The 26,368-nt window shown below is 66.5% G+C and carries 16 protein-coding genes; 15 read left to right on the top strand and 1 reads right to left on the bottom strand.

Going from position 1 to position 26,368, the window contains the following annotated elements:
- The first annotated feature begins 93 nt into the window (after positions 1-93).
- The 7 genes from ACPYOD_RS02595 to treY are packed head-to-tail and all read left to right on the top strand — an operon-like array spanning position 94 to position 17,428.
- Positions 94-3,363 (top strand): maltotransferase domain-containing protein, encoded by a 3,270-nt coding sequence (locus ACPYOD_RS02595; protein WP_481300168.1) that lies wholly within the window; start codon positions 94-96, stop codon positions 3,361-3,363.
- Positions 3,364-3,366: 3 nt separating this feature from the next.
- A complete protein-coding gene (gene treS / locus ACPYOD_RS02590; protein ID WP_481300167.1) occupies positions 3,367-6,684 on the top strand; it encodes a maltose alpha-D-glucosyltransferase in 3,318 nt (1,105 codons plus the stop codon).
- Positions 6,681-8,867 (top strand): 1,4-alpha-glucan branching protein GlgB, encoded by a 2,187-nt coding sequence (gene glgB, locus ACPYOD_RS02585; RefSeq protein ID WP_481300166.1) that lies wholly within the window; start codon positions 6,681-6,683, stop codon positions 8,865-8,867. Before treS ends, glgB begins: the two co-directional genes overlap by 4 nt.
- Positions 8,868-8,879: 12 nt before the next feature.
- Positions 8,880-10,988 (top strand): glycogen debranching protein GlgX, encoded by a 2,109-nt coding sequence (gene glgX, locus ACPYOD_RS02580; protein WP_481300165.1) that lies wholly within the window; start codon positions 8,880-8,882, stop codon positions 10,986-10,988.
- Positions 10,985-12,733 (top strand): malto-oligosyltrehalose trehalohydrolase, encoded by a 1,749-nt coding sequence (gene treZ, locus ACPYOD_RS02575; RefSeq protein ID WP_481300164.1) that lies wholly within the window; start codon positions 10,985-10,987, stop codon positions 12,731-12,733. The genes glgX and treZ overlap by 4 nt, the downstream gene beginning before the upstream one ends.
- Before the next feature lie 4 nt (positions 12,734-12,737).
- Positions 12,738-14,819 (top strand): 4-alpha-glucanotransferase, encoded by a 2,082-nt coding sequence (gene malQ, locus ACPYOD_RS02570; RefSeq protein WP_481300163.1) that lies wholly within the window; start codon positions 12,738-12,740, stop codon positions 14,817-14,819.
- Positions 14,816-17,428, top strand: coding sequence for a malto-oligosyltrehalose synthase (treY, locus tag ACPYOD_RS02565; protein ID WP_481300162.1), 2,613 nt, complete (start codon positions 14,816-14,818; stop codon positions 17,426-17,428). The genes malQ and treY overlap by 4 nt, the downstream gene beginning before the upstream one ends.
- A gap of 134 nt (positions 17,429-17,562) precedes the next feature.
- Here the strand turns inward: treY and ACPYOD_RS02560 are convergent, their stop codons facing one another.
- Complete coding sequence (locus tag ACPYOD_RS02560; RefSeq protein ID WP_481300161.1) at positions 17,563-17,823, bottom strand: acyl-CoA-binding protein; 261 nt, start codon at positions 17,821-17,823, stop codon at positions 17,563-17,565.
- A gap of 124 nt (positions 17,824-17,947) precedes the next feature.
- Between ACPYOD_RS02560 and cmk the strand changes: the two genes are divergently transcribed.
- The 8 genes from cmk (at position 17,948) to galU (ending at position 26,295) form a co-directional block, all read left to right on the top strand.
- Positions 17,948-18,628 (top strand): (d)CMP kinase, encoded by a 681-nt coding sequence (gene cmk / locus ACPYOD_RS02555; protein ID WP_481300160.1) that lies wholly within the window; start codon positions 17,948-17,950, stop codon positions 18,626-18,628.
- A gap of 168 nt (positions 18,629-18,796) precedes the next feature.
- Complete coding sequence (gene rpsA, locus ACPYOD_RS02550) at positions 18,797-20,470, top strand: 30S ribosomal protein S1 (RefSeq protein ID WP_481300159.1); 1,674 nt, start codon at positions 18,797-18,799, stop codon at positions 20,468-20,470.
- Between the two features lie 84 nt (positions 20,471-20,554).
- On the top strand, positions 20,555-20,857 hold the full coding sequence (locus ACPYOD_RS02545; RefSeq protein WP_166697931.1) for an integration host factor subunit beta: 303 nt from the start codon (positions 20,555-20,557) through the stop codon (positions 20,855-20,857).
- 214 nt (positions 20,858-21,071) lie between these two features.
- On the top strand, positions 21,072-21,323 hold the full coding sequence (locus ACPYOD_RS02540) for a lipopolysaccharide assembly protein LapA domain-containing protein (protein WP_481300158.1): 252 nt from the start codon (positions 21,072-21,074) through the stop codon (positions 21,321-21,323).
- A complete protein-coding gene (gene lapB, locus ACPYOD_RS02535) occupies positions 21,320-22,492 on the top strand; it encodes a lipopolysaccharide assembly protein LapB (protein ID WP_481300157.1) in 1,173 nt (390 codons plus the stop codon). Before ACPYOD_RS02540 ends, lapB begins: the two co-directional genes overlap by 4 nt.
- The gene (locus ACPYOD_RS02530; RefSeq protein ID WP_481300156.1) at positions 22,489-23,526 is read left to right on the top strand and encodes an MraY family glycosyltransferase; all 1,038 of its coding nucleotides are present in this window, start codon (positions 22,489-22,491) and stop codon (positions 23,524-23,526) included. The genes lapB and ACPYOD_RS02530 overlap by 4 nt, the downstream gene beginning before the upstream one ends.
- Positions 23,513-25,411 (top strand): polysaccharide biosynthesis protein, encoded by a 1,899-nt coding sequence (locus tag ACPYOD_RS02525; RefSeq protein ID WP_481300155.1) that lies wholly within the window; start codon positions 23,513-23,515, stop codon positions 25,409-25,411. The genes ACPYOD_RS02530 and ACPYOD_RS02525 overlap by 14 nt, the downstream gene beginning before the upstream one ends.
- A complete protein-coding gene (galU, locus tag ACPYOD_RS02520; RefSeq protein WP_481300154.1) occupies positions 25,408-26,295 on the top strand; it encodes a UTP--glucose-1-phosphate uridylyltransferase GalU in 888 nt (295 codons plus the stop codon). Before ACPYOD_RS02525 ends, galU begins: the two co-directional genes overlap by 4 nt.
- Positions 26,296-26,368 lie beyond the last annotated feature (73 nt).

The raw sequence follows: 26,368 nt of genomic DNA, 5'->3' as shown, positions 1-26,368 counted from the left end.
TCACTGTCGCAGCCTTCGCGTGCCCGGGTCATTGGCACGATGCATACATCCGGCCCGGCATGCTTGTGTCCATTCCCCAGGAACGCGAGTCACATGCAGGCCAGCCATAGTGCGCCCTTTCGAATCTATTACCTGCATCCCCTCCTTGCGGGGCCGTTGACCGCGTGGAACGCGTGGATCGAGCACGCGGCCGGACTCGGATTCCGCCAGCTGCTGGTCGCGCCCCCTTTTGAAACCTCACCTTGCGGCGACGTCTTCGTCACGAGGGATTTCGATCGCATGAATCCGGCGCTTGGCGACGGCGACGCGACCACGCGGCTGGCGCAGATCGCGAAGGCGTGCCGGGCGCACGATCTTGAATTGTGGCTGGACCTGCCGCTCGACGAACTGTCGTCCGATGCGCCGTTGCGCGCTCAGCACCCGGAATGGTTCCGCGCGGTGGCGGCCCAGCATGGCACGCCCGATCCGCGCTGGACGCCGAGCGAGAGCGACAGCGCGCGTTGGCGCCTCAACGATCCCGACGTGGCCCGGGCAGCTGGTGCGTGGTGGGTGGAGCGTCTGCGCACGTGGATTGCGGCGGGCGTGACCGGCTTCCGTGTGATTCATCCGCAGCGTCTTCGTTCGAACGTGTGGAAGACGCTGACCGACGCCGCCCGCGCCAACGCACCGCGCGTGTCGTTCCTGGCGTGGACTCCGGGCCTCACGCCCGACGAACTGGCTGCGCTCGAGGGCGCCGGTTTCGACGCGGTGGTGTCTTCCGCCAACTGGTGGGATTTCCGCGCCCCTTGGTTCGCCCAGGAAGCGGAACGGCTTGCCACGGTGGCGCCCGCGCTGGCGTGCACGGAAGAGCCGTTCGCCAGGCGGCTTGGCGACGAACTCGGCGAAGAGAACCAGCTCGAGCACGCCTATGGCCGTGCGATCGCGTTCAGCGCGACGTCTTCAGCCGGCTGGATGATGCCGATGGGGTTCGAATTCGCGGTACATGATGCGCTCGATCCGCGGCGCGGCAACGCGCTCACGCCGTCCGCGCTCGCGAAGGACGGTGTCCTCGATCTTTCCGGGGTCGTGAGGGCAGCCAATGCCGGGGTGGGTGACCATGTGGCCACTCGTCCGCAGGTGGTGGTCGGCCACGGTGTCGCGGCCTTCCTCACCCTGGACTCGGCGGATCCACGCACGTCGACGGGCGCGACGCTGACTCTGGTGAATGCGTCGCTGGACCGCGAGGTCGCGGTGCAGGCGGCGGACGCCTTGATCGGTGCCGCATCGCACTTTGCGCCGTGGACGACCGCCGATGGGCGAAAGATTTTCGAGCAGGGCGAGGCGATCACCCTCGCGCCCGGCGATGTGCTCACTCTGCGCGGCACCCCGTCCGCGCCCATCAAGCGCAAGCTCGGCACCAGTGCGCAGAAGGAGTTCCTGCAAGCCGCGACACGCGCTCCCAGGGTCATGATCGAAGCGGTGCAGCCGACCGTCGACGACGGCCGTTTTCCCGCCAAGCGCATCGTAGGCCAACCGGTGACGGTTACGGCCGACGTGTTCATGGACGGCCACGATGTGCTCGCCGCCCGCCTGCGTTATCGGTCTGCCGACGAGAAGGCATGGCGAGAGACGCCGATGGTGCTCGTGAACAACGATATCCATACGGCGACGTTCACGCCGATGCGTATCGGTCGTTACGAATTCCAGGTCGAGGCGTGGCGGGATCCGTTCGCCACGTACCGGCACGAGATCGAATTGAAGCACGCCGCGAACGTGCCCCTCTCGCTGGAACTGGAAGAGGGCAGGTTGCTGGTCGAGAAACGAGCCGCCGGTGTATCCGGTCCGAAAGCCAAGGCCTTGCGCAGCCTGGCCGCGGCCGTGGCGAAGAGCGAAGGGGATGAGAGGCTCGAGCTATTGCTGGCCGAAAGTACGCTCGCCCTGATGACGGCGACCGATCCCCGCGAGCAATCCAGCATCACCGATGCATTTCCCCTGGAAGTGGATCGTCGCGAAGCCAGCTTCGCCAGCTGGTACGAACTGTTCCCTCGGTCCATGACGGCATCGAAGGCCGAACACGGCACGTTCCGGAACACGATCGCTCGCCTGCCGGCCATCCGCGACATGGGCTTCGACGTGCTGTATTTCCCGCCGATCCATCCGATCGGCAAGGCCTTCCGGAAGGGCCCGAACAATTCGCTCACGCCCGGTCCGGACGACCCCGGCAGCCCTTACGCCATCGGTTCGCCGGACGGCGGGCACACGGCCATCCATCCGCAGCTCGGTACGCTGGAGGACTTCCGCGCGCTGCGCGACGCCGCGCACGAGCAGGGACTGGAACTGGCCCTCGATTTCGCCATCCAGTGCTCGCCCGACCATCCGTGGCTCAAGGAGCATCCGGAATGGTTCGACTGGCGCCCCGACGGCAGCATCAAGTACGCCGAGAATCCACCGAAGAAGTACCAGGACATCGTCAACGTCGACTTCTACGCCGACGGTGCCGTGCCGTCGCTCTGGCAGGCGCTGTGCGACGTGGTGCTCTTCTGGGCGGCCGAGGGCGTGCGCACCTTCCGCGTCGACAATCCGCACACCAAGCCGTTCCCGTTCTGGGAATGGATGATCGCGCGGGTGCGCGCCAAGTACCCGGACGCGCTTTTCCTCTCGGAGGCGTTCACCCGGCCGAAGCCGATGTACCGCCTCGCGAAGGTAGGTTTCAGCCAGTCGTATACCTATTTCACCTGGCGCAATTCGAAGCAGGAGTTCATCGACTACCTCACGGAGTTGACCACGACGGCGCCGAAGGACTTCTTCCGGCCGAACTTCTTCGTCAACACGCCCGACATCAATCCGTACTTCCTGCAGACCTCCGGCCGGCCGGGCTTCCTCATCCGGGCCGCGCTGGCCACCACCCTCTCCGGATTGTGGGGCATGTACTCCGGTTTCGAGATCTGCGAATCCGCACCCGTACCCGGGAAGGAGGAATACCTGGATTCGGAGAAGTACGAGATCCGCATCCGCGACTTCGACGCGCCGGGAAATATCGTGGCCGAGATTACCCGGCTGAACCACATCCGCAGGGCGCATCCCGCCTTGCAGACGCACCTCGGCGTGCGGTTCCTGCCGGCAAACAACGACCAGGTCCTGTTCTTCGAGAAACGCGCGGGTGACGACCTCGTCCTCGTGGCGATCAGCATGGACCCGCACAACGCGCAAGCGGCCGACCTGTCGCTGCCTCTCGGCGACTGGGGACTTTCGGCCGATGCGGCCCTCGACGTCCAGGATCTCCTGCACGACCAATCCTTAAGCTGGCGCGGCACGACGCAGCACGTATGGCTTGGCCTCGGCCAACCGTATGCGGTGTGGCAGGTGCGGCTTCCCGGAGCCTGATCCATGGCAACCCATACCAAAAGAAAGAAGAAAGCGGTCGCCCCCGACTTCTCGAACGATCCCCTCTGGTACAAGGACGCGATCATCTACCAGGTGCACGTGAAGTCGTACTTCGACGCGAACGACGACGGCGTCGGCGACTTCCAGGGATTGATCGACAAGCTCGACTACATCGCGGAACTCGGCGTCAACACACTGTGGCTGTTGCCGTTCTATCCCAGCCCCCGCCGCGACGACGGCTACGACATCGCCGAGTACAAGGCGGTGCACCCGGATTACGGCAAGCTGTCCGATGCGCGGCGTTTCATCGCCGAGGCGCATGCGCGCGGATTGCGCGTGATCACCGAGCTGGTCATCAACCACACGTCGGACCAGCACCCGTGGTTCCAGCGTGCGCGGCACGCGAAGAAGGGGTCCGCGGCCCGCAACTTCTACGTCTGGTCCGATACCGACCAGGCCTACGACGGCACGCGCATCATCTTCCTGGATACCGAGAAGTCCAACTGGACGTGGGACCCTGTGGCCGGCCAGTACTTCTGGCATCGGTTCTTCTCGCACCAGCCCGACCTCAACTTCGACAACCCGGCGGTGCTGAAAGCGGTACTGGACGTGATGCGCTTCTGGCTCGACATGGGCGTGGACGGCCTGCGCCTGGATGCCGTGCCTTACCTCATCGAGCGCGAAGGCACCAACAACGAGAACCTGCCGGAGACGCACGCGATCCTGAAGCTCATACGCGCGGAGATCGACCAGCATTATCCCGACCGCATGCTGCTGGCCGAGGCCAACCAATGGCCGGAAGACACGCAGGACTACTTCGGCAACGGCGACGAATGTCACATGGCGTTCCACTTTCCGCTGATGCCGCGCATGTACATGGCGATCGCGCGCGAAGACCGTTTCCCCATCACCGACATCATGCGGCAGACCCCGGCCATTCCGGAGAACTGCCAGTGGGCGATTTTCCTGCGCAACCATGACGAGTTGACGCTGGAAATGGTGACCGACAACGAGCGCGATTACCTGTGGCAGACCTATGCGGCCGATCGCCGCGCCCGCATCAACCTGGGCATTCGCCGCCGCCTCGCGCCGCTGCTCGAGCGCGACCGTCGCCGCATCGAGCTGATGAACGCGCTGTTGCTGTCGATGCCGGGCACGCCGGTGCTGTACTACGGCGATGAAATCGGCATGGGCGACAATATCCACCTGGGCGACCGCGACGGCGTGCGTACCCCCATGCAGTGGTCGGTGGACCGCAACGGCGGTTTCTCGCGCGCCGATCCGGCCAGCCTGGTGCTGCCGCCGATCATGGATCCGCTCTACGGGTTCCAGGCGATCAACGTGGAAGCGCAGTCGCGCGATCCGCACTCGTTGTTGAACTGGACGCGGCGCATGCTCGCCGTGCGCAAGCGCTACAAGGCGTTTGGCCGCGGCACGCTGAAGTTCCTCTATCCGGGTAATCGCAAGGTACTTGCCTACCTGCGCGAGTACGAAGGCGAACATGTGCTGTGCGTGGCGAACATGTCGCGTGCGCTGCAGGCGGTGGAACTCGACCTGGGGGCTTTCGACGGCCAGGTGCCCATCGAGATCATGGGTGGCTCGTCGTTCCCGCCGATCGGCCAGTTGCCGTATCTACTGACGGTGCCGCCGTACGGCTTCTATGCCTTCCAGATCTGTCCGAACGCGCAGATGCCGTCGTGGCACGAGGTGCCTGCCGAGCCCATGCCGGACTACGAAACGCTGGTGCTGCGCGGCGCCCTGGTGGAAGGCCCGGTGATGGCGCACCACCGCGAGGTCATCGAGAAGCAGGTATTGCCCGGCTACCTCGGCGTGCGCCGCTGGTTCGCGGCGAAGGACCGGGGTATCGAATCGGTGCGCATCGTCTACGCGGTGCCCTGGCCGGACCGTGGCGACGACCTGATCCTCACGGAAGTGGAAGCCACGCTCTCCGATGGCGGGAAGGAGCGCTACAGCTTGCCGGTGGGCATCGTCTGGGAAGACGAGAGCCCTGCCGCACGCGCACAGCAACTGGCCCTGGCCCGGGTACGCCGCGGCCGGCGCGTCGGGTTGCTCACCGATGGCTTCGCCCTCGACGCCTTCGCGAGCGGGCTGCTGATCGGCCTGCGCCAGAACGCGGAACTGCCCATGCATGGCGGCGCCGTTCGCTTCGAAACGACGGCGGCTTTCTCCGGCGTGGTGTTCGATCACGACATCGAGAATCGCTGGCTCACCGGCGAACAGTCGAACAGTTCCATGATCCTGCACGACGCGGGCGTGCTGAAGCTGTTCCGCCGCACGTCGGCCGGCGTGAATCCCGAAGTGGAGATGGGCCGGTTCCTCACCGAGAACGGCTATGCGAACACGGCACCGCTGCTCGGCGAAGTGGTGCGCGTAGGCGAACACGGCGAGCGCACCACGCTCGCCGTGCTGCAGGGCTTCCTGCGCAACCAGGGCGATGCGTGGGGCTGGACGCTCGATTTCCTGCGCCGTAGCTACGACGAGTACAGCCATTCCGGAGACGAAGACCGGAAGGCGGAACTGGAGGGCGGTTACGACGCGTTCGCCGCCGCCGTCGGCAGGCGCCTGGGTGAACTGCATGCCTTGCTCGCGAAGCCGAGCGACCTGCCGGCGTTCTCGCCGGAGACCGCCGACGCCGGCACGGCGGACGCATGGCGCGACGCCATTCGAGAGCAGGTCGGCAGGGCACTGATGTCCGTGGACTCGACGACGGACATGCCGGAAGCGCTTGCCGCCCCTGCGGACGAGTTGCGCCGGCTGGCCGGTACGCTCGACGAGCGCATCGCACGGTTGGCCACGGCGGGCCGCGGAGCGCTCATCACGCGTACGCACGGCGACTTCCACCTGGGCCAGGTGCTGGTGGTGCAGGACGATGCGTACATCATCGATTTCGAAGGCGAGCCCGCCAGGTCGCTGGAGGAGCGCCGCAGCAAGACGTCGCCCTTGCGTGACGTGGCCGGTTTCCTGCGTTCGCTCGATTACGCCGCCGCCATGGCGCGCCGTGGCGAGGACGGCCTGGCACCCGTGGAGGACGAGGGCTTCGGTGTCTTCCTCACTCGCTTCCGCGTCCGTTCGTCACGGGTGTTCCTCGACGCGTACCGGGCAGTGCTTGCCCAGGCCCGGGTGCCCTGGATCGGCGCCGATGCCCTGGACGCGGTGCTCGAGCTTTTCGTGATCGAGAAGGCAGCCTACGAAATCGTCTACGAGGCTGCCAATCGTCCCGGCTGGCTCGACGTTCCCGTGCGCGGCCTGCTGCGGATCGCGCGCGGTGAGTCGCCGACGGAAGGGGAGGAGGCCTCGTGATCGATCCACGCACCTACGGACTGCACGACGAGGCCGCGGTCGATGCCCTGGTCGAGGGACGCCACGGCGATCCGTTCGCGCTGCTTGGCCCGCATACCGTCGAAGGTCGCCGCGTCGTGCGCACGTTGCAGCCCGGCGCCCGCGGCGTCGAACTCATCGACGCGCAAGGGCGCGTCATCGGCGAACTGCAGCGCGTGCACACTGGCGGCCTGTTCGCCGGCTTCCTCGATGGCGACGCGGGATACCGTCTGCGCGTGCACTGGCCCATGGCAGCGCACGACACGCACGACGCCTACGCGTTCGGCACGTTGCTTGGGGACGACGATCTGCGGCTGCTTTCGGAAGGAACGCATATCGAACTCTTCCGCTGCCTCGGCGCGCACCCCGTCACGGTCGACGGCGTGCACGGCGTGCGCTTCGCTGTGTGGGCTCCGAATGCCAAGCGGGTGAGTGTTGTCGGCGACTTCGACAGCTGGGACGGCCGCCGTCATCCCATGCGCAAGCGGGTGCCCGCCGGCGTATGGGAGCTGTTCGTTCCCGGCCTGTTACCTGGCGCACGGTACAAGTACGAAATCTGGGGTGCCGATGGTTCGCTCACGCAGAGGGCGGACCCGGTGGCACTGGCCGCGGAGTTGCCGCCGGCCACGGCGTCGATCGTCGCGGACCCCGCGGCATTCCACTGGACGGACGACGAATGGCTGCGCCGCCGCGGCGCGCTGCATCATGCGGGCTCGCCGATCTCCATCTACGAACTGCATGCCGGCTCGTGGCTGCGTGGAAAGGACGGGGGCGAACTGCACTGGGACGAACTGGGCGAGCGCCTGATCCCTTATGTCGCCGGCATGGGCTTCAGTCACATCGAGTTGCTGCCCATCTCGGAACACCCGTTCGGTGGCTCGTGGGGCTACCAGCCACTGGGCCAGTTCGCACCGACGTCGCGGTTCGGCACGCCCGATGCGTTCGCACGTTTCGTCGACCGCTGCCACGAGGCGGGTATCGGCGTAATCGTGGACTGGGTGCCGGCCCATTTCCCTACCGATATCCATGGCCTCGCGCACTTCGACGGCACCCCGCTTTACGAGCACGCCGACCCCCGCGAAGGGTTCCACCAGGACTGGAACACGCTGATCTTCAACCTCGGCCGCAACGAGGTGTCGGCGTACCTTATCGCCAGCGCACTGGCGTGGCTGGAACGCTTCCATGTGGACGGGCTGCGTGTCGACGCCGTGGCGTCCATGCTGTACCGCGACTACTCGCGCAAGCATGGTGAGTGGGTGCCGAACAAATACGGCGGCCGTGAGAACCTCGAATCCATCGCCTTCCTGCGCCGCGTGAACCAGCTGGTGGCCGAGCGCCACCCGGACTGCATGACCATCGCCGAGGAATCCACGGCATGGCCCGGCGTGACCCAGCCGGTGGAGCAGGGCGGCCTGGGCTTCACCTTCAAGTGGAACATGGGCTGGATGCACGACTCGCTGGAATACATGTCGCGCGATCCCATCCATCGCCGCTGGCACCATGGCGAAATGACCTTCAGCATGGTCTATGCGTACTCGGAGAAGTTCGTGCTGCCCCTATCGCACGACGAGGTGGTGCACGGCAAGCGTTCCCTCCTGGGCCGCATGCCCGGCGATGAGTGGCAACGCTTCGCGAACCTCCGCGCGTATTACGGTTTCATGTGGGGGCACCCGGGCAAGAAGCTGCTGTTCACGGGCGGCGAGATCGCGCAACCGCACGAGTGGAACCACGACGCACAGATCGCGTGGGACCTGCTCGATCATCCATGGCACCTGGGTGTGCAGAAGCTGGTGCGCGACCTCAACAAGGTCTATGCCGCCGCGCCGGCCCTGCACGCCTGGGACGCCGACCCGCGGGGTTTCCGTTGGGTCATCGGTGACGACGCCGCGCAGAGCGTGTTCGCCTGGCTGCGCTTCGCCGACGGCCACCGCCCGGTGCTGGTGGTCAGCAACATGACGCCGGCCGTGCGCCACGGCTTCCGCATCGGCGTGCCCGAAGGGGGGCGCTGGCGCGAGGCGATCAACTCCGACGCCACGGAATACGGCGGCTCCGGCGTCGGCAACGAGGGCGAGCGGCACGCGCAGGACGTTCCATCCCATGGCTTCGAGCGGTCGCTGGTCGTCAGCCTGCCGCCGCTCGCCACCCTCATCTTCGTTGCCGATTGACCAGGAGTACGAATGCCCGCCTTACCCGAACGCATGCAGCCCGGCTCGCCGTATCCGCTAGGCGCAACCTGCGACGGCATGGGAACCAACTTCGCCGTGTTCTCCGCCCATGCGGAGCGCATGGAACTCTGCCTGTTCGACCCCTCCGGCAAACGGGAGATCGCGCGTTACGACCTTCCCGAGTGCACGGACGAGGTCTGGCACGGCTACCTGCCACGGGTACGCGGCGGCGCGCTGTACGGGTTCCGCGCGCACGGCCCGTATGCACCGGAGGAAGGCCACCGGTTCAATCCGAACAAGCTGCTTCTGGACCCTTATGCGCGGCTGTTGCACGGTCAGGTCCGCTGGTCCGACGCCCTGCACGGTTATCGCGTTTCGTCGCCCCGCGCCGATCTTTCGTTCGATCGCCGCGACAGCGCCGCCGCCATGCCGAAGGCGGTGGTGGTGGACGAGCCCATGCACTGGACGCACGGCAACCGTCCGCACACGCCATGGAGCGAGACGGTCATCTACGAGACGCACGTGAAGGGTTTCACGCGCACCTTGAAGCGCATCCGCCAGCACGAGCGCGGCACCTTCATCGCGCTGGCCGACCCTTATGTCATCGACCACCTGGTGAAGCTCGGCGTGACGGCGGTGGAACTGCTGCCCGTGCACGCCTTCGTGCAGGACCGGCGGCTCACCGAGATGAAGCTGCGCAACTATTGGGGCTACAACACGCTGGCGTTCTTCGCGCCCGAGCCGGCCTACCTCGCCGAAGGGGCACTCAACGAGATCCGCGCGGCTGTGCAGGCACTGCATGCGGCCGGCATCGAAGTGATCCTGGACGTGGTGTACAACCATACGTGCGAGGGCAGCGAACTCGGCACCACCATGTCGTTCCGCGGCCTGGACAACAAGAGCTACTACCGGCTGTTGCCGGACAATCCGCGCTACTGCATCAACGATACCGGCACGGGCAACACGGTGAACACCGCGCATCCGCGCGTGCTGCAACTGGTAATGGATTCGCTGCGCTACTGGGTGCAGACCTTCCACGTGGACGGCTTCCGCTTCGACCTCGGCGTAAGCCTGGGCCGCGAGGAGCAGGGCTTCGACCCGAATTGCGGACTGTTCGACGCGATGCGCCAGGACCCGGTGCTGGCCAACGTGAAGCTGATTTCCGAACCGTGGGACATCGGTCCGGGTGGGTATCAGCTCGGCAACCACCCGCCGGGCTTCGGCGAGTGGAACGGCAAGTTTCGCGACGACGTGCGGAAATTCTGGAAGGGTGAGTCCGGCATGCGGGGTGCCCTTGCCGGCCGCCTTCAGGCGTCGGGCGAGCTGTTCGACCATCATCGACGCCGGCCATGGGCCTCGGTGAACTTCATCACGGCGCACGACGGCTTCACGCTCGAGGATCTCGTCAGCTACAACGACAAGCACAACGAGGCCAACGGCGAGGACAACAAGGACGGCGGCAACGACAACGAAAGCTACAACCACGGCGTCGAAGGCCCTACCGATGACGAGGCCATCCGCACGGCCCGAGATCGCGCCAAGCGGTCGATGCTGGCCACGATGTACTTCTCCCACGGTACGCCCATGCTGCTCGGCGGCGACGAGTTCGGGCGTACGCAGCAGGGCAACAACAACGCCTACTGCCAGGACAACGAGATTTCCTGGTACGACTGGAAGCTGGCGACGTCCGACCGCGGAAGGGAACTCACCGAGTTCGTGGCGCGCCTGGCCCAGCTCAGGGAGCAACACCCGACCCTGCGTGCCGCGCATTTCCTTCGCGGCGACACCGAGGTGGTGCCGGGCATGCGCGAGGTGATGTGGTTCGACGAGAGCGGTACGGAGATGACCCAGGAAACCTGGGACTACACCGAAGGCCGCCTGCTCACGTTGCGACGCGCGCAAGCCCAGGGCGAAAAGCGTGCCGACGTCACGCTCTTGATGATCAACGGCACACCGGAAACGCACGTGTTCCACCTGCCGCAACCGGCGGCAAGCTGGCGGCTTCGCTGCAACACGGCGGCGCCGGCGGCGCCGGAGGTTGCCTGGAGCGAGCCCACGATCGAAGTGGAAGGCCGCAGCGTGGTGCTGTTCGCCGCGACAGTGAGGACCGAACCGGCATGAGTGGCTATGTCCACCCGATGCCCTACGGGTTCAAGGTGCTGGGCGACGGTCGCACGCGGTTCCGCCTGTGGGCTCCCGACCGCGAGTCCGTTTCCATCGAATGCGACGACGGGCACGTCGCTCCCATGCGGGCGCTCGACGATGGGTGGTTCGAATGCGTGTGTCCGGTGGACGTGGACACGGGATACCGGTTCCGCCTGGACGAGGATCTGACGGTTCCCGATCCGGCCTCCCGCCGTCAAGTGGACGGCGACGTGCACGGCTACAGCATGGTCACCGATCCGTTGGCGTACCGGTGGCGACATCCCGACTGGAAAGGACGTCCGTGGCACGAGGCGGTCATCTACGAACTGCATGTGGGTGCGCTCGGCGGCTTCCATGGCGTGGAAATGGTTCTGCCGCACCTCGCATCGCTGGGGATCACGGCCGTGGAACTCATGCCCATCGCCGAGTTCCCGGGCGAGCGCAACTGGGGCTATGACGGTGTGCTCCCGTTTGCGCCCGCGGCTGCTTACGGCTCGCCGGACGACCTGAAATCGCTGGTGGATACCGCCCACGAGCTTGGCCTGATGATTTTCCTCGACGTGGTCTACAACCACTTCGGGCCGGACGGCAATTATCTGGGCGCCTACGCTTCGCCGTTCTTCGACGAGAGCGCGCATACGCCTTGGGGTGCCGCGATCGGTGTCGCCACGCCGCAGGTGGGCGACTACTTCGTGCACAACGCGCTTTACTGGCTGGACGAGTTTCGCTTCGACGGCCTGCGCTTCGATGCCGTGCACGCCATCGGCAACCCCGGTTGGCTGGCGGCCCTGGCCGGCCGGGTTCGCGCCGCCGCGGGCCCCGATCGTCAGGTACACCTCGTGCTCGAGAACGAAGCGAACCAGGCCCACCTGTTGGGAAACGGTCGATTCGATGCGCAGTGGAACGACGACTTCCACAACGCGCTGCATGTGTTGCTCACGGGCGAGGACGAGGGTTACTACGCGCACTATCACCCGCCGATGGAGAAACTGCTTCGCAGCCTTGGCGAAGGTTTCGCGTTCCAGGGCGAGCCGATGGGAGGGCGCCGCCGCGGTGAACCGAGCGGCCACCTGCCACCCTCGCGCTTCGTCAACTTCCTGCAGAACCACGACCAGGTCGGCAACCGGGCGTTCGGCGACCGGTTGAGCACGCTGGTGGCGCCGGAAACGATGGAGGCCGCGCTGGCGCTGCTGTTGCTGGCACCCTTCGTGCCCATGCTGTTCATGGGCGAAGAGTGGGCGAGCCGCACACCGTTCCTCTTCTTCACCGATTTTCCCGACGAGGATCTGCGCAAGGCCGTTCGCGATGGCCGGCGAAAGGAATTCGAGGCGTTTGCGGGCTTCGCGGGCGAAGAAATTCCCGATCCCAATGAGTACGACACATTCACCGCGTCCATTCCCGTCCGCGACGAGGCCTTGGGCCAGAAGCGCCGTGCCCTGATACGCGAGCTGATCGCATTGCGGCGCAAGCATGTAGCGCCGTACATCGAGGACGCACGAGGCCTCGGCACGCGCGCCCTGGGTGCACAGGCCTTCTTTGCCTCGTGGTCGCTGGGCGGTGCCTCGCTCACCCTGTTCGTCAATCTGGGCGACACCGACGTCGTCGTGGACCGACCGCCGTCTCCATCGGCGGCCTGGCTTCACGGCGATGCCGCCGACGTCGCTTCCGTTTCACGCGGCCTGCTTCCGGCACGCCGTACCGTTGCCTGCCTGGAGTCCTGACGCTGTGAACGCACCCCTCGACGATCGCCTCGCACTGCTGGCCGAACGCGCCGGCGTCGATGTGCACTGGCGTGACGCGCTCGATCGGCCGCAGACGACGCCTGCGGATACCTTGCGCGCGGTGCTTCGCGCGCTGGGCTTGCCGGCCGATCATGCGGACGAGGTGGAGGACAGCCTGCGGCGGCTGGACGAAGAAGGGCGCGGCGCGCGTCTTCCGCGCATGCTCACCGCCGACGCGGGCGCGCGAATCGACGTGGCGCCGGGTGCCGGCTCTCGTTCGTGGAAGATCGTGGCCGGCGATGACACCCAGGTGAGCGAGGGCACCCTCCCGGCGGGCGATGGCGGCATCGACGCACCTTCGCTCCCCGGCTACTACACGCTGTGGCTCGGCGACGAGCAAACCACGCTGGCCGTGGCACCGCATCGCAGCTTCGGCATAGGCGACGTAGCCACGGCGTGCCGGCGTCCCTGGGGCATGGCGGTGCAGGTGTCGGGGCTGCGGCGGCCCGGCGACGGTGGCATCGGTGATTTCACCGCGCTGGAGATCTGCGCGAAAGCGGCGGCGGAGAAGGGCGCCGACGCACTCGCGATCAGCCCGCTGCATGCGTTGTTCGCCGCGGCACCCGAACGCTACAGCCCCTACGCGCCGTCGAGCCGCCTGTTCCTCAACGGCCTGTACATCGACCCTGCGCGGACCAGCGGCGAACAGACCGTGCGGGCCATTGTCGATTCGCACAACCTGCGCCAGGAACTCGCCGAACTGGAATGGCTCGAGCTCATCGATTGGCCACGTGCCGCACGAGCGCGCATGACCATCCTCCGCTCGATCTTCGAAGGCGCGTCCGCGGACCTGGCACACTCCGATCGCTTCATGGCCTTCCGCCGCGAACAGGGCGAGCCGCTCGAACGGCATGCGCGTTTCGAAGCCTTGCATGCCGACTTCACCGCGCACGGGCGACCTGGCGGCTGGCAGGGCTGGCCGACAGAGTTCCACGATCCGGAAGGTGCCGGCGTGCGCGCCTTCGCGCGCGAGCATTCGCGTGAAGTGGCGTTCCACGCATGGCTGCAATGGCTCGCCAGGCAAGGGCTCGAAGGGGCGCAGAAAGCGGCCCGCGACGCGGGCATGGCGATCGGGCTCATCGCCGACCTGGCCGTCGGTGCCGACTCCGGTGGCAGCCACGCCTGGGCGCACCAGGCCGAGATGTTGACCGGGCTTTCCGTCGGCGCGCCGCCCGATGCCTTGAACCGGCTGGGCCAGGACTGGGGTCTCACTACGTTCTCGCCGCGCGGGCTGCGGGAAAGCGGCTTCCAGGGATTCATCGGCATGCTGCGCGCGGCGCTTGCGCATGCGGGCGGCGTGCGCATCGACCATGTCCTGGGGTTGAAGCGGCTGTGGATGGTTCCGCATGGCGCGGGTGCCACCGAGGGTGCCTACGTGCGCTACCCGTTGACCGACCTACTGCGCCTGATCGCGCTGGAGTCGCACCTGCAACGGGCGATCGTCATCGGCGAGGACCTGGGCACGGTGCCTTCCGACTTCCGCGACACCATCGCGGACAAGGGCGTGCTCGGCATTCGCGTGCTGTGGTTCGAGCGGGCGGCGGATGGCGGCTTCATCGCACCCGACGCGTGGTCGGACAAGGCGATGGCGACGACGAGCACGCACGACGTGCCGACCGTGGCAGGCTGGTGGAGCGGGCGCGACGTGGAGTGGCGCAAACGCACCGGACTCGACGATCCCGCGGTGGACGAAGCGGCGCAGCGACAGCGCGAGCGCACGCAGCTCTGGCATGCGCTGTTCGCTTCCGGCTCCGCCTGGAACGAGGATTCCCCGCCCGCGCCGGACGACATCTCGCCGGTGGTGTGGGCCGCGGCGCATCATGTCTCGCTGGCGCCGGCACCGCTTGCGATCTTCCCCGTCGAAGACGTGCTCGGTCTGCACGAGCAGCCGAACCTTCCCGGGCCCACCGATGCGGTGCATCCCAACTGGCGACGGCGCATGCCGGATACGTCGTCGCGCCTTTTCGACGGTCCGATCGCGCATGCCGTCTGCGCCACGATCGACCAGACGCGGAATCGTTCATGAGTCCACCTCGGGCACTCGCACGCCTGCAATTCCATGCGGGGTTCACCCTCGACGACGCCGTTGGCGTAGTGGGTTACTACGCGCGGCTCGGTGTCAGCCATCTCTACGCCTCGCCCATCCTGCGCGCGCGCAGCGGATCCACGCACGGCTATGACGTGGTCGACTGCCATGAAGTGAATCCCGAACTGGGCGGCGAGGATGCGCTGCGGCGCCTGGTGGCTGCGCTCCGCGAACATGGCATGGGCCTGGTGCTGGACATCGTGCCGAACCACATGGGCGTGGGGGTCGAGAACGCCTGGTGGATGGACGTGCTGCGCCGCGGGCGGGAAAGCCGTTATGCCGGTTACTTCGACATCGACTGGCAGGCTCCCGATCCCCTGCTGCGGGGACGACTGCTGCTTCCCATCCTCGGCGCCGGCTACGACGCCACGCTGCGCGAAGGCCACGTGCGTGTCGCGCGGCGACGCGGCCAGTGGATGCTGCGGGTCTACGACGATTATCTGCCGTTGTCGCCGGCGTCGGCGGAGGCGTTGGCCGACGATGCCGAGGCGACGCACGATCCGGCCACCGACGAGGGCAGGGCGGCGCTGCATGAGCTTATCGAACGCCAGCACTACCGGCTGGCCTTCTGGAAGCTGGCCAGCGACATGGTCAACTACCGGCGCTTCTTCGACATCAACGAGCTCGCGGGACTGCGCATCGAGCGCACAGCCGTGTTCGAAGACACGCACAAGACGATCTTCCGTCTCTATGCCGAAGGATTGATCGACGGCGTGCGTTGCGACCACGTGGACGGACTGGCCGATCCCCGCCGCTATTGCCGCCAGCTGCGCCATCGCCTCGAGCGCCTGCGTCCGCAGCGTCCGGCGGACGCGCCGCGCGATGGTGCGTACCTCGTGGTGGAGAAGATCCTCGCCAACGACGAATCGCTGCGCCTCGACTGGCGTACCGACGGCACCACGGGCTACGAGTTCATGGACCAGGTGTCGGCCGTGCTGCACGACGACGCAGGCGAAGCGCCGCTGACCGAGTTGTGGCGGAAGCTCACCGGAGAGGGCGCCGACTTCGCGACCCAGGCGGTACGCGCCCGTCGCCAGATTCTCGTGGACAGTTTCGAGGCGGAGCTGGACCGCACCGCGCGTGCATTGTTCGCCTCGGCACGTGCCGACATCGCCACGCGCGACGTCTCGCTGGCCGGCATCCGCCGTGTGCTGGTGGAATTGCTGGTGCATTTTCCCGTCTACCGCACCTATGCGGGAGGCGCGGGTCGCGACGCCTTCGACGAGGCCGTGTTCGCGCGCGCCGTGGAGGGCGCCTTGCGCACGATTCGGCTGGAGGACGTGGAACTCCTGCACCTGGTCGCGGGATGGCTCGGGGGCGAGGCGCCCCGTGCCCTGCCGCCGGGACCGGTGCGGCGTGCCCGTGAGCGCGCGCTGGCGATCTTCCAGCAGGCGACTTCTCCCGTCGCGGCGAAAGCCGTGGAAGACACCGCCGGGTACCGCTACGGACGCCTTCTCTCGCGCAACGAGGTGGGCGTGGACGCCGCGCGGCTGGCGATATCCCCCGAGGAATTCCATCGGCGTTGCGCGGAGCGCGCCGACGCCCTGCCGCACAACCTGCTGGCGACCGCCACGCACGATCACAAGCGCGGTGAAGACCTGCGGGCACGCCTCGCGGTGCTGTCGGAAGTGGCCGGCCGTTGGGTGGTGACGGTGGACCGATGGCGCATGCGCCACGCCGGCTTCCGCAAACGCACCGAGGATGGGCGGATGGCGCCCTCCGCGGCGGACGAACTGATGCTGTACCAGATGCTGGTGGGCGCATGGCCGCTGGGCCTCGCGCCGGACGACGAAGAGGGCGTGGAGCGTTTCGCCTCGCGGATCGCGGCATGGCAGCGCAAGGCGCTTCGGGAAGCCAAGCGCTGGACGCGCTGGACCTCGCCGAACGAGCCTTACGAGGACGCCTGCGAGGATTTCCTCCGCAGTCTCCTGTCCAGCGACTGTGCCGAGGAACTCGCCGCGTTCGCCGCCTACATCGCGGTGCCCGGCGCCGCGAACGGGCTGGCCCAGACCGTGCTGCGCCTCACCACGCCCGGCGTGCCCGATCTCTACCAGGGAACGGACTACTGGGACTTCAGCCTCGTCGACCCGGACAACCGCCGGGCCGTGGACTTCCTCGCCCGGGCGGCTTCCCTGGAACGGGACGCGGCTCCCGCCGAAGCGCTGGCGAACTGGCGCGATGGGGCGATCAAGCAGGCGGTCATCGCGCGTCTGCTTCGGCTGCGCCGGGAGCACCCGGAGCTGTTCTCCCGCGGCACGTACCGGCCGCTGGCGGCGACCGGTCCAGCCGCGGAGCACGTGCTGGCGTTCATCCGCGAACACCGCGGGCAGAAGCTGGTGGTGGCCGTGGCGCGGCATACGGCAGAGTGGCTGGCGGGAGCGGATATCCCCGCGATACCGGCCGCGCGCTGGTCGAATACCTCGCTCACACTACTGAAGGCCCACTGGCAGGACGTCCTCGGCACTGGCCGCTCGCGCGGCGGCGAGGGCGAACTGGCCGACCTGATGAGTGATTTGCCCATGGCGGTCTGGTTCAGCAGCAAGACGTAGCTATTTGCAGGGAGCCTATGTTCTCCGGCGAGCACCGGGCTTTGTGTGGGAGCCGCTTTAGCGGCGATGGGTGCTCGCCGCGAGCCTGCCCGCTGCCGCGGGATCGCCGGCACAGCCGGCTCCCACAACCTGCTTCAGCCGCCCAGCGATCTGACCAACGCAATGTAATCGCGCATCGCCACCTCGGGCGGGGTGCCTTTCAGCGTGGCCCAAGCCTCGTACTTGGCGGTGCCCACGAAATCGAAGAAGCCGGGCTTTTCCCCGTGGATGTCACCCTCGGAGCCCTGCTTGTAGAGGGCGTAGATGCGCAGCAGGGTGTCGTTGTCCGGCCGGTGTCCCAGACGGCCCAGGTCCAGGTAAGCCTGCTCGAACTGGCTCCGGAGGTCGTCGGACATGGAACGCTTCAACCGTGGCGCATGGAAGGTTGGGGGCTTGTAGCACGGGGCCCTGGGGCTGTCCATCGGACGGCACGGGCCTCCGACGCGATATCATGCCGGTTTCGTGAACGAGGTTGATCCCATGGCCCATCCGGCAGCCGTCCCCGTCCTGACCATCGACGGCCCCTCCGGCTCCGGCAAGGGAACGATCAGCCGCCTGGTGGCGGATCGCCTGGGCTGGCGCATGCTCGATTCCGGCGCCCTCTACCGGGCCGTGGGCTATGCGGCGGGCGAGGAGGGCATCGACCTGTCCGACGCCGAGGCGGTCACCCGCTGCGCCCGGACGGTGAAGATCCGCTTCCAGCCCAGCGCCGACGGCGGGGAGACCCGGGTGCTGGTCAACGGCCACGACGCCACCGACGAACTACGCACGGAAACGGCAGGAGCGGCCGCCTCGGCCATCGCCGTGATCCCCTCCGTCCGGGAGGCCCTGGTGGACCTCCAGCACTCCTTCCGCAAGGCCCCGGGGCTCGTGGCGGACGGGCGGGACATGGGGACGGTGATTTTCCCGGAGGCCGCCCATAAGTTCTTCCTCACCGCCAGTGCGGCCGAGCGTGCGAAAAGGCGCTATAAGCAGTTGAAGGATAAGGGGCTGAGCGTTACACTTGCAGTTCTTCAGCGAGAGATCGAGGCGCGCGACGAGCGGGACGCGTCGCGGCCGGTCGCCCCGTTGAAGCCCGCCGAAGGCGCCGTGGTCATCGATACCACCGGCATGCCCATCGACGAAGTGGTGGCGAAAGTTTTCGCCGTGGTGCGTCCGTAAGGCGCGTCGCGGCATCGGTGTCCGCGCAGTGCGCGCGGGCTCTTGGCAACGGTGCAGGGGCTCCCATCCGGGTACCTCCGAGCACCCTCTACCGGCGGGTCCCCCGTTCGTCTGCGATCACGAAGGTACGCAGGCCCGGGTACGACCTTTCATAACCCTGGAATCAACATGACTGAAAGTTTTGCCGAACTGTTTGAACAGAGCCAGCAGGCCATTTCCAAGCTGAAGCCCGGCTCCATCGTCACCGGTATCGTTGTGGAAATCCGCAACGACGTGGTGGTGATCAACGCCGGCCTGAAGAGCGAAGGCATCGTCCCCATCGAGCAGTTCAAGGACGAGTCCGGCGCGCTGGAAGTGGAAGTGGGCGACGAGGTAAAGGTCGCGCTCGACGCGCTCGAAGACGGCTTCGGCGAGACCAAGCTCTCCCGTGAGAAGGCCAAGCGTTCGATGGTGTGGGACGACCTCGAGCAGGCGTTCGACAAGGAAGAGACCATCACCGGCAAGATCTCCGGCAAGGTCAAGGGCGGTTTCACCGTCGACATCAAGGACGTCCGCGCGTTCCTGCCGGGCTCCCTGGTCGACGTGCGTCCGGTCCGCGACCCGGTCTACCTCGAGGGCAAGGACCTCGAGTTCAAGATCATCAAGCTCGACCGCAAGCGCAACAACGTCGTCGTCAGCCGCCGCGCGGTCGTCGAGACGGAGTTCTCGGAAGAGCGCGAGAAGCTGCTCGAGCGCCTGACCGAAGGCGCGGTCGTGAAGGGTGTGGTCAAGAACCTCACCGATTACGGCGCGTTCGTCGACCTCGGCGGCATCGACGGCCTGCTGCACATCACCGACATGGCGTGGAAGCGCGTGCGTCACCCGTCCGAAGTCGTCAACGTCGGCGACGAGCTGGACGTCCGCGTGCTCAAGTACGACCGCGAGCGCAACCGCGTGTCGCTCGGCCTGAAGCAGCTCGGCGACGACCCGTGGGTCGCCATCGCCCGCCGCTACCCGGTCGGCAGCCGCCTGTTCGGCAAGGTCTCCAACGTCACCGATTACGGCTGCTTCGTCGAGATCGAGCCGGGCGTCGAAGGCCTGGTGCACGTGTCCGAAATGGACTGGACCAACAAGAACGTCAACCCGGCCAAGGTCGTGCAGGTCGGCGACGAGACCGAAGTCATGGTCCTCGACGTGGACGAAGAGCGTCGTCGTATCTCCCTCGGTATCAAGCAGACCCGCTCGAACCCGTGGGAAGCCTTCGCCGCCATGCACAAGAAGGGCGACAAGGTGTCGGGCCAGATCAAGTCGATCACCGACTTCGGCATCTTCATCGGCCTGGAAGGCGGCATCGACGGTCTCGTCCACCTGTCCGACATCTCGTGGCAGGCCTCGGGTGAAGACCTCGTCCGCAACTTCAAGAAGGGCGACGAAGTCGAGGCCGTGGTCCTGGCCGTCGATCCGGAGCGCGAGCGCATCTCCCTCGGCATCAAGCAGATGGAGCAGGATCCGTTCGGCCAGTTCATGGCCACGAATCCGCGTGGCACGGTCCTGACCGGCACGGTCCGCGAAGTCGACGCCAAGGGTGCGACCATCGACCTCGGCGAAGGCGTCGAAGGCTACATCCGTGCGAACGACATCGCCAAGGAACGCGTCGACGACGCCACCCAGTACCTGAAGGTGGGCGATGCCGTCGAGGCGAAGTTCACCGGCATGGATCGCAAGGGCCGTCAGCTCCAGCTGTCGATCCGCGCGAAGGACGAGGAAGATCTGGCCGACACCATGGCCGACTACCAGTCCGCCGCTGGTGGCACGACCAAGCTTGGCGCGCTCCTCAAGGAGCAGATGAACAAGGCCGACTAACCGTCGGGCGAGGGGCGGCAAACCCGCCCCTCGCTGTTGTTTGACCGATCCATTGCGTCAGCTTCGAGAACCACCAGGGGACCCATGACAAAGTCGGAATTGATCGAGGCGCTGGCGCGGCGCCAGACCCATCTTGCCTTCAGCGACGTGGAACTTGCCGTCAAAAGTGTGCTGGAACAGATGAGCCACGCCCTCTCCACGGGCGAGCGCATCGAGATCCGCGGCTTCGGCAGTTTCGCGCTGCACTTCCGTCCGCCGCGCATGGGCCGCAACCCCAAGACCGGCGAGGCGGTAGCGCTCCCGGGCAAGCACGTCCCGCATTTCAAACCCGGTAAGGAATTACGCGAACGCGTGAACCTCATCGAGGGAACCGACGCCGCGCAATAACGCGGCGTTTTTTTTTACTGTGGGAGCCGCTATAGCGGCGAGAAGCCCACGGAGCGAATGAAGCCGCAAGGCAGGTTCCCCTCGCCGCTATAGCGGCTCCTACAGCAACCAGGGTCACCTTTCGGGGCACTTACCTCGTGAATCGCCCGGCGAAGCTGTATGAAAAGCGAACCGCGAAGCACCACGCCATTCAGGATTCGGGTACAGTCGCCGGATGCGTTTGATTGCCATCATTTTCCTATTGCTGTTCATCGCCGCCGGCATCGTTTTCGGCGCATTGAACGCCGACCTGGCGTCGTTCGACCTGGGCTTCGCGCAGCTTTCCCTTCCCAAGGGCGGGGCCATGCTCTCGGCGGTACTGCTGGGCTGGATCCTCGGCGGCGTGACCGCCTGGCTCGGAACCTCGCTGGGCCATCGCCGGCGGCGCCGGCGCGAGCGCAAGGTAGAGAACACGACCACCGCATGAATCCGATCTGGTTGCTGGCGCTCGTTCCACCGCTTGCTTTCGCCTGTGGCTGGTGGCTCGCACGGCGAAGCCACGTGAAGCGCTCGGGCGAACGCGTGAACGAGCTGTCATCCGACTACTTCCGGGGCCTCAACTACCTCCTCAACGAGGAACAGGACAAGGCGCTGGAGGTTTTCCTGCGCCTGGCGGAATACAACCGCGACACGGTGGAGACCCACCTTGCGCTGGGCAACCTGTTCCGCAAGCGCGGTGAGGTGGATCGCGCCATTCGCCTGCACCAGCACCTCGTGTCGCGCCAGGGTCTTTCCGACGAGATGAAGACCGTGGCCCTGCTCGAGCTGGGCGAGGACTATATGCGGGCAGGACTGCTCGACCGCGCGGAAACCCTGTTCTCCGATCTGGTGGCCATGGACGCGCTGGCGCCCTCGGCGCTGCGGCACCTCATCGCGATCTACCAGCACGAGCGCGAGTGGCATAAGGCCATCGACCACGCACGCCGCCTGGAGGCCATGACGAGCGAAGACGAGTCGGCCATGATCGCCCAGTTCTATTGCGAACTTGCCGAGCAGTCGCGCCAGCATGGGGCGCGCAAGGAGGCACGCGACTATATCCGCGACGCGTTCGCCTGCCAGGAAGACTGCGTGCGTGCGCATATGATCGCCGGCCGGCTGTCTTCCGAAGACGGGGATCTCGAACCGGCGATCGCGTCCTACGAGGCCGCCATCGCGGCGGACATCGCCTTCGTTCCGGAGATCCTGCCGCCGCTGCTCAACTGCTATGCACGCTCGCAGCAGATGGATCGTGCCGAAACGTTCCTGCGCGAGATCATGGAGCGCTACCACGGCATTTCGCCGGTGCTTGCGCTCACGCGGCTTTACGAAGGCAGGGACGGCGAGCGCACGGCCATCGACTTCCTTACCGGTCAGTTGCGCAAGCGTCCTTCGGTGCGCGGCCTCATGGCCTTGATCGACGCCACGATGGACAAGGTGTCCGGCGAGGCGCGCGAGAATTACCTCATCCTGCGCGACCTCACCCGCAAGCTCCTCGAGGGCCAGGCCATGTATCGCTGCAGCCGTTGCGGCTTCGGTGCCAAGGCGCACCACTGGCAGTGCCCGAGTTGCAAGAGCTGGGGCACGGTGCGCCCCATCCACGGCGTCGCGAACGAATGACACCTTTCTCCACCGACGTCGCGTCGCTGTCGATCGGCTGTGTCGTGGCGGCTTTCGTCGTTTCTTTCGCCAGCGTGCGCGTGGCCATTGCCTATGCCCATCGGCGCGGCATGCTCGACACGCCCGGCCGCCGGCGTTCGCACACCTTGCCCACCCCGCGTGGCGGCGGCATCGGCATTGTCCTCGGCGCCCTCGTCGGCATGCCGGCGTGCCTGCTGCTCCTGCCCGGGTCGCCCGGAGCGGGCACGGTGGGTGCCTTCACCGTCGCCACCATGGCCGTGGCCGCCATCGGCTGGCTGGACGATCACGGCTCGCTGCCGATCCGGCCCCGCCTGCTGATTCAGCTGGCGGCCACGCTGCTGCTGTGCGTCGCCATCGCCTCGGGCACGTCGACCCTGTGGTGGGCCGTCCCGCTCCTCTTGGCCGGCGTATGGTCGATCAACCTGCACAACTTCATGGACGGCATCGACGGTCTCGCCGCCCAGCAGGCCATGTTCTTCGGGGCGTGCGCCGCGGCGCTCGCCTGGGCGGCCGGCAATCCCGCCATGGCGTTCGCCGGGCTGGCCATGGCCGCGGCGGCCCTCGGCTTCTGGTGGTTCAACCGTTCCCCGGCGCGCATCTTCATGGGTGACGTGGGCAGCGGCACGCTGGGGCTCCTAGTGTTCGCTCTTTCCGCGATGTTGTGGGCATTTCGCACGAACTTGCTCTGGCCGGCGCTGATTTTCTCGTCCGCGTTCGTCATCGACGCGACCTTGACGCTGCTCGTGCGAATGCTGCGCGGTGCGCGCTGGTACACTCCGCACCGCGAACACCTTTATCAGTGGCTCGTGAGACGGGGCGCGCCACATCGGAGAGTAGCCACGGGCTACCTCGCCTGGAACGTTCTCGTCTGTGTTCCCGTCGCATGGATCGCGTTCCGCTCGCCAGCGGCGGCGCCAGCCTGTTTCGGGGCGGTGTACGTGTTGGGGGCAGCGGTTTGGCGTACTGGCAAGCGTTACGGCTTGCGTCGAAGGGAGCGACATGTTTCTGCGTAAGTTCATCGGCATCATTCATCCGCGCACGGCGGTCGTCGCACACGACCTGGCCATGTCCGCGCTCGCGTGGTGGATCGCCAAGGCATTGCGTTACGCGTTGATGCCGGACCTCGCTCCGGTGACCTACCTGCCGATGGAGTTCCCCATCGTGCTCCTGGTCCAGGGCGCGGTCTTCAACTGGACCGGGCTGTACAAGGGGGTGTGGCGTTTCGCGAGCCTCCCCGATCTCTGGAACATCATCCGCGCCACCGTCATCGGCGCGCTGATCATCGGCCTTGCCATGGTCATGTATGCGCGCCTCGATGGCGTGCCGCGCTCGGTGCTGCTGGTATATCCGGTGGTACTGGTGGTGCTCCTCGGGCTTCCGCGGCTCAGCTACCGGTTCTGGAAGGATAGCCGCATCGACCTGTTCCAGTCGGTGCCCACCAAGCGCGTGCTCATCGTCGGTGCCGACCGTGCCGGCGAGGCGCTCTCGCGAGACCTGCGCCGTGACAGCCGCTACAGCGTCATCGGTTTCGTCGACGACAACCTCGCCCTGCGCGGCGCGCAGATCGGCGGCATTCCGGTGCTGGGTACCGTCGACCAGCTGGCCGAGTTGTCGAAGGCCGTGGCGGTGCAGATGCTGCTGATTGCCGTGCCCGGTGCCACGACGGCGCAGATGCGCCGCATCGTTGCGTTCTGCGAAAGCACCGGCCTGCCGTTCCGGACGGTGCCCCGTCTCGAAGACGTGGTCGCCGGCCGCGCGCAGTTCAACGAGATCAAGGAAGTGGCCATCGAAGACCTGCTCGGCCGCGACGCGGTGGAGCTGGACTGGACGGCCATTCGCGAGAACATCAGCGGCCGCCGCGTGCTCGTCACGGGCGGCGGCGGCTCGATCGGCTCGGAACTCTGCCGGCAGGTGGCACGCCTGGGCGCCAGTTCGCTCACGGTGGTGGAGATCTCCGAATACAACCTCTACCGCATCGGCCAGGAACTGACCTCGGCCTATCCGGAGCTCATCTTCAACGGGGTGCTGACCGACGCCCGCGACGCGATGGCGGTGAACCGGCTCTTCGAGGAAACCCAGCCGCAGATCGTCTTCCACGCCGCGGCATACAAGCATGTGCCCATGCTCCAGAGCCAGTTGCGCGAAGCGTTCCGCAACAACGTCCTCGGCACGCGCGTCGTGGCCGATGCCGCAGTGCGCTGCCGCGCGGAGTCGTTCGTCCTCATTTCCACCGACAAGGCCGTGAACCCCACCTCGGTGATGGGCGCCTGCAAGCGCATGGCCGAAATCTGGTGCCAGAATCTCGCAGCGCATACTTCGACACGTTTCATCACGGTGCGATTCGGTAACGTGCTGGACTCCGCCGGTTCGGTGGTCCCGCTGTTCCGCCGGCAGATCCGGCAGGGCGGCCCGGTGACCATCACCCATCCGGAGATCTCGCGCTACTTCATGACCATTCCCGAGGCCTGCCAGCTGATCCTCCAGGCGGCCAGTCTCGGCAAGGGTGGCGAGATCTTCGCGCTCGACATGGGCGATCCGGTGAAAATCCGCGACCTCGCCGAGCAGATGATCCGCCTGGCGGGCAAGCGGCCGGGCTCGGACATCCAGATCGTGTACACGGGGCTGCGCTCCGGCGAGAAGTTGTTCGAGGAACTGTTCCATCCGCTGGAGAACTACACGAGCACCACCCACGCGAAGATCTTCCAGGCACAGCATCGCCAGGTGTCCTGGGAACTGCTGCAGACGCAGCTGGCACGCGCCGAGGAGGCCGTGTCGGCGTTCGACGAAGAAACCCTGCGCCGGTGCGTGTCGCAATTGCTGCCGTCCTTCCGTTGGAGCGAGCCGCAGACCGACAACGTGCTGCCGCTACGCCGTAACGAAAGTGGAGACATTGCATGACCCAACCCCTGCGCAAGGTCGTATTTCCCGTAGCCGGCCTCGGTACGCGATTCCTTCCCGCGACGAAGGTGGTGGCCAAGGAAATGCTGCCGGTGCTGGACCGTCCGCTGATCCAATATGCGGTGGACGAGGCCGTGGATGCGGGCGCCGATACGCTGGTGTTCGTCACCAACCGCTACAAGCACGCGATCGCCGACTATTTCGACAAGGCGTACGAACTCGAGGAAAAGCTCGCCGAGAAGAACAAGGAAGAGCTGCTCGCCATCCTTCGCGGCATCCTTCCGCGCCACGTACGTTGCGTGTTCGTTACACAGCCTGAGGCCCTCGGCCTCGGTGATGCGGTGCTCCGCGCCGCTCCCGTGGTTGGCAACGAGCGCTTCGGCATCATGCTCCCCGACGACCTGATCTGGAACAAGGGCAAGGGTGCGCTGCGCCAGATGGCCGAGGTGGCGGATGCCTACCAGGCCGGCGTCATCGCCGTGGAGGAAGTGCCCGAGAAGGACACGGACAAGTACGGCATCGTGGATGCGAAGGAACAGCTCAGCGACCGCGCCAACGTCATCACGCACATGGTGGAGAAACCGAAACCGGCGGATGCGCCGTCGAACCTCGCCGTGGTGGGCCGCTACGTGCTGCCGTCCGAGATCTTCGACTACCTCAAGAACACGAAGGAAGGCGCGGGTGGCGAGATCCAGCTCACCGACGCCATCGAGAACCTGCTGAAGGACAAGGGCAGGGTGCTGGCGTACCGTTTCGAAGGTACCCGGTTCGACTGCGGTAACAAGGCAGGCCTCGTGCGCGCCACGATGGCGATGGCCCTGGAAGATCCGAAGCTCGCGCCGATCGTGCGGGAGTTCGCGAACAAGAGCGCCGTTCCGGCCTGATCGGCCGCCGGAGCGCGCTTGTGAACCACCCCTGGAAGTTGGACGCTCGTCCGCCTTCCACGGGTAGTTTCAC

The organism is Luteibacter sp. HAY1-4A (assembly GCF_056755355.1).
This window is presented reverse-complemented; position numbering and strand designations above follow the sequence as displayed.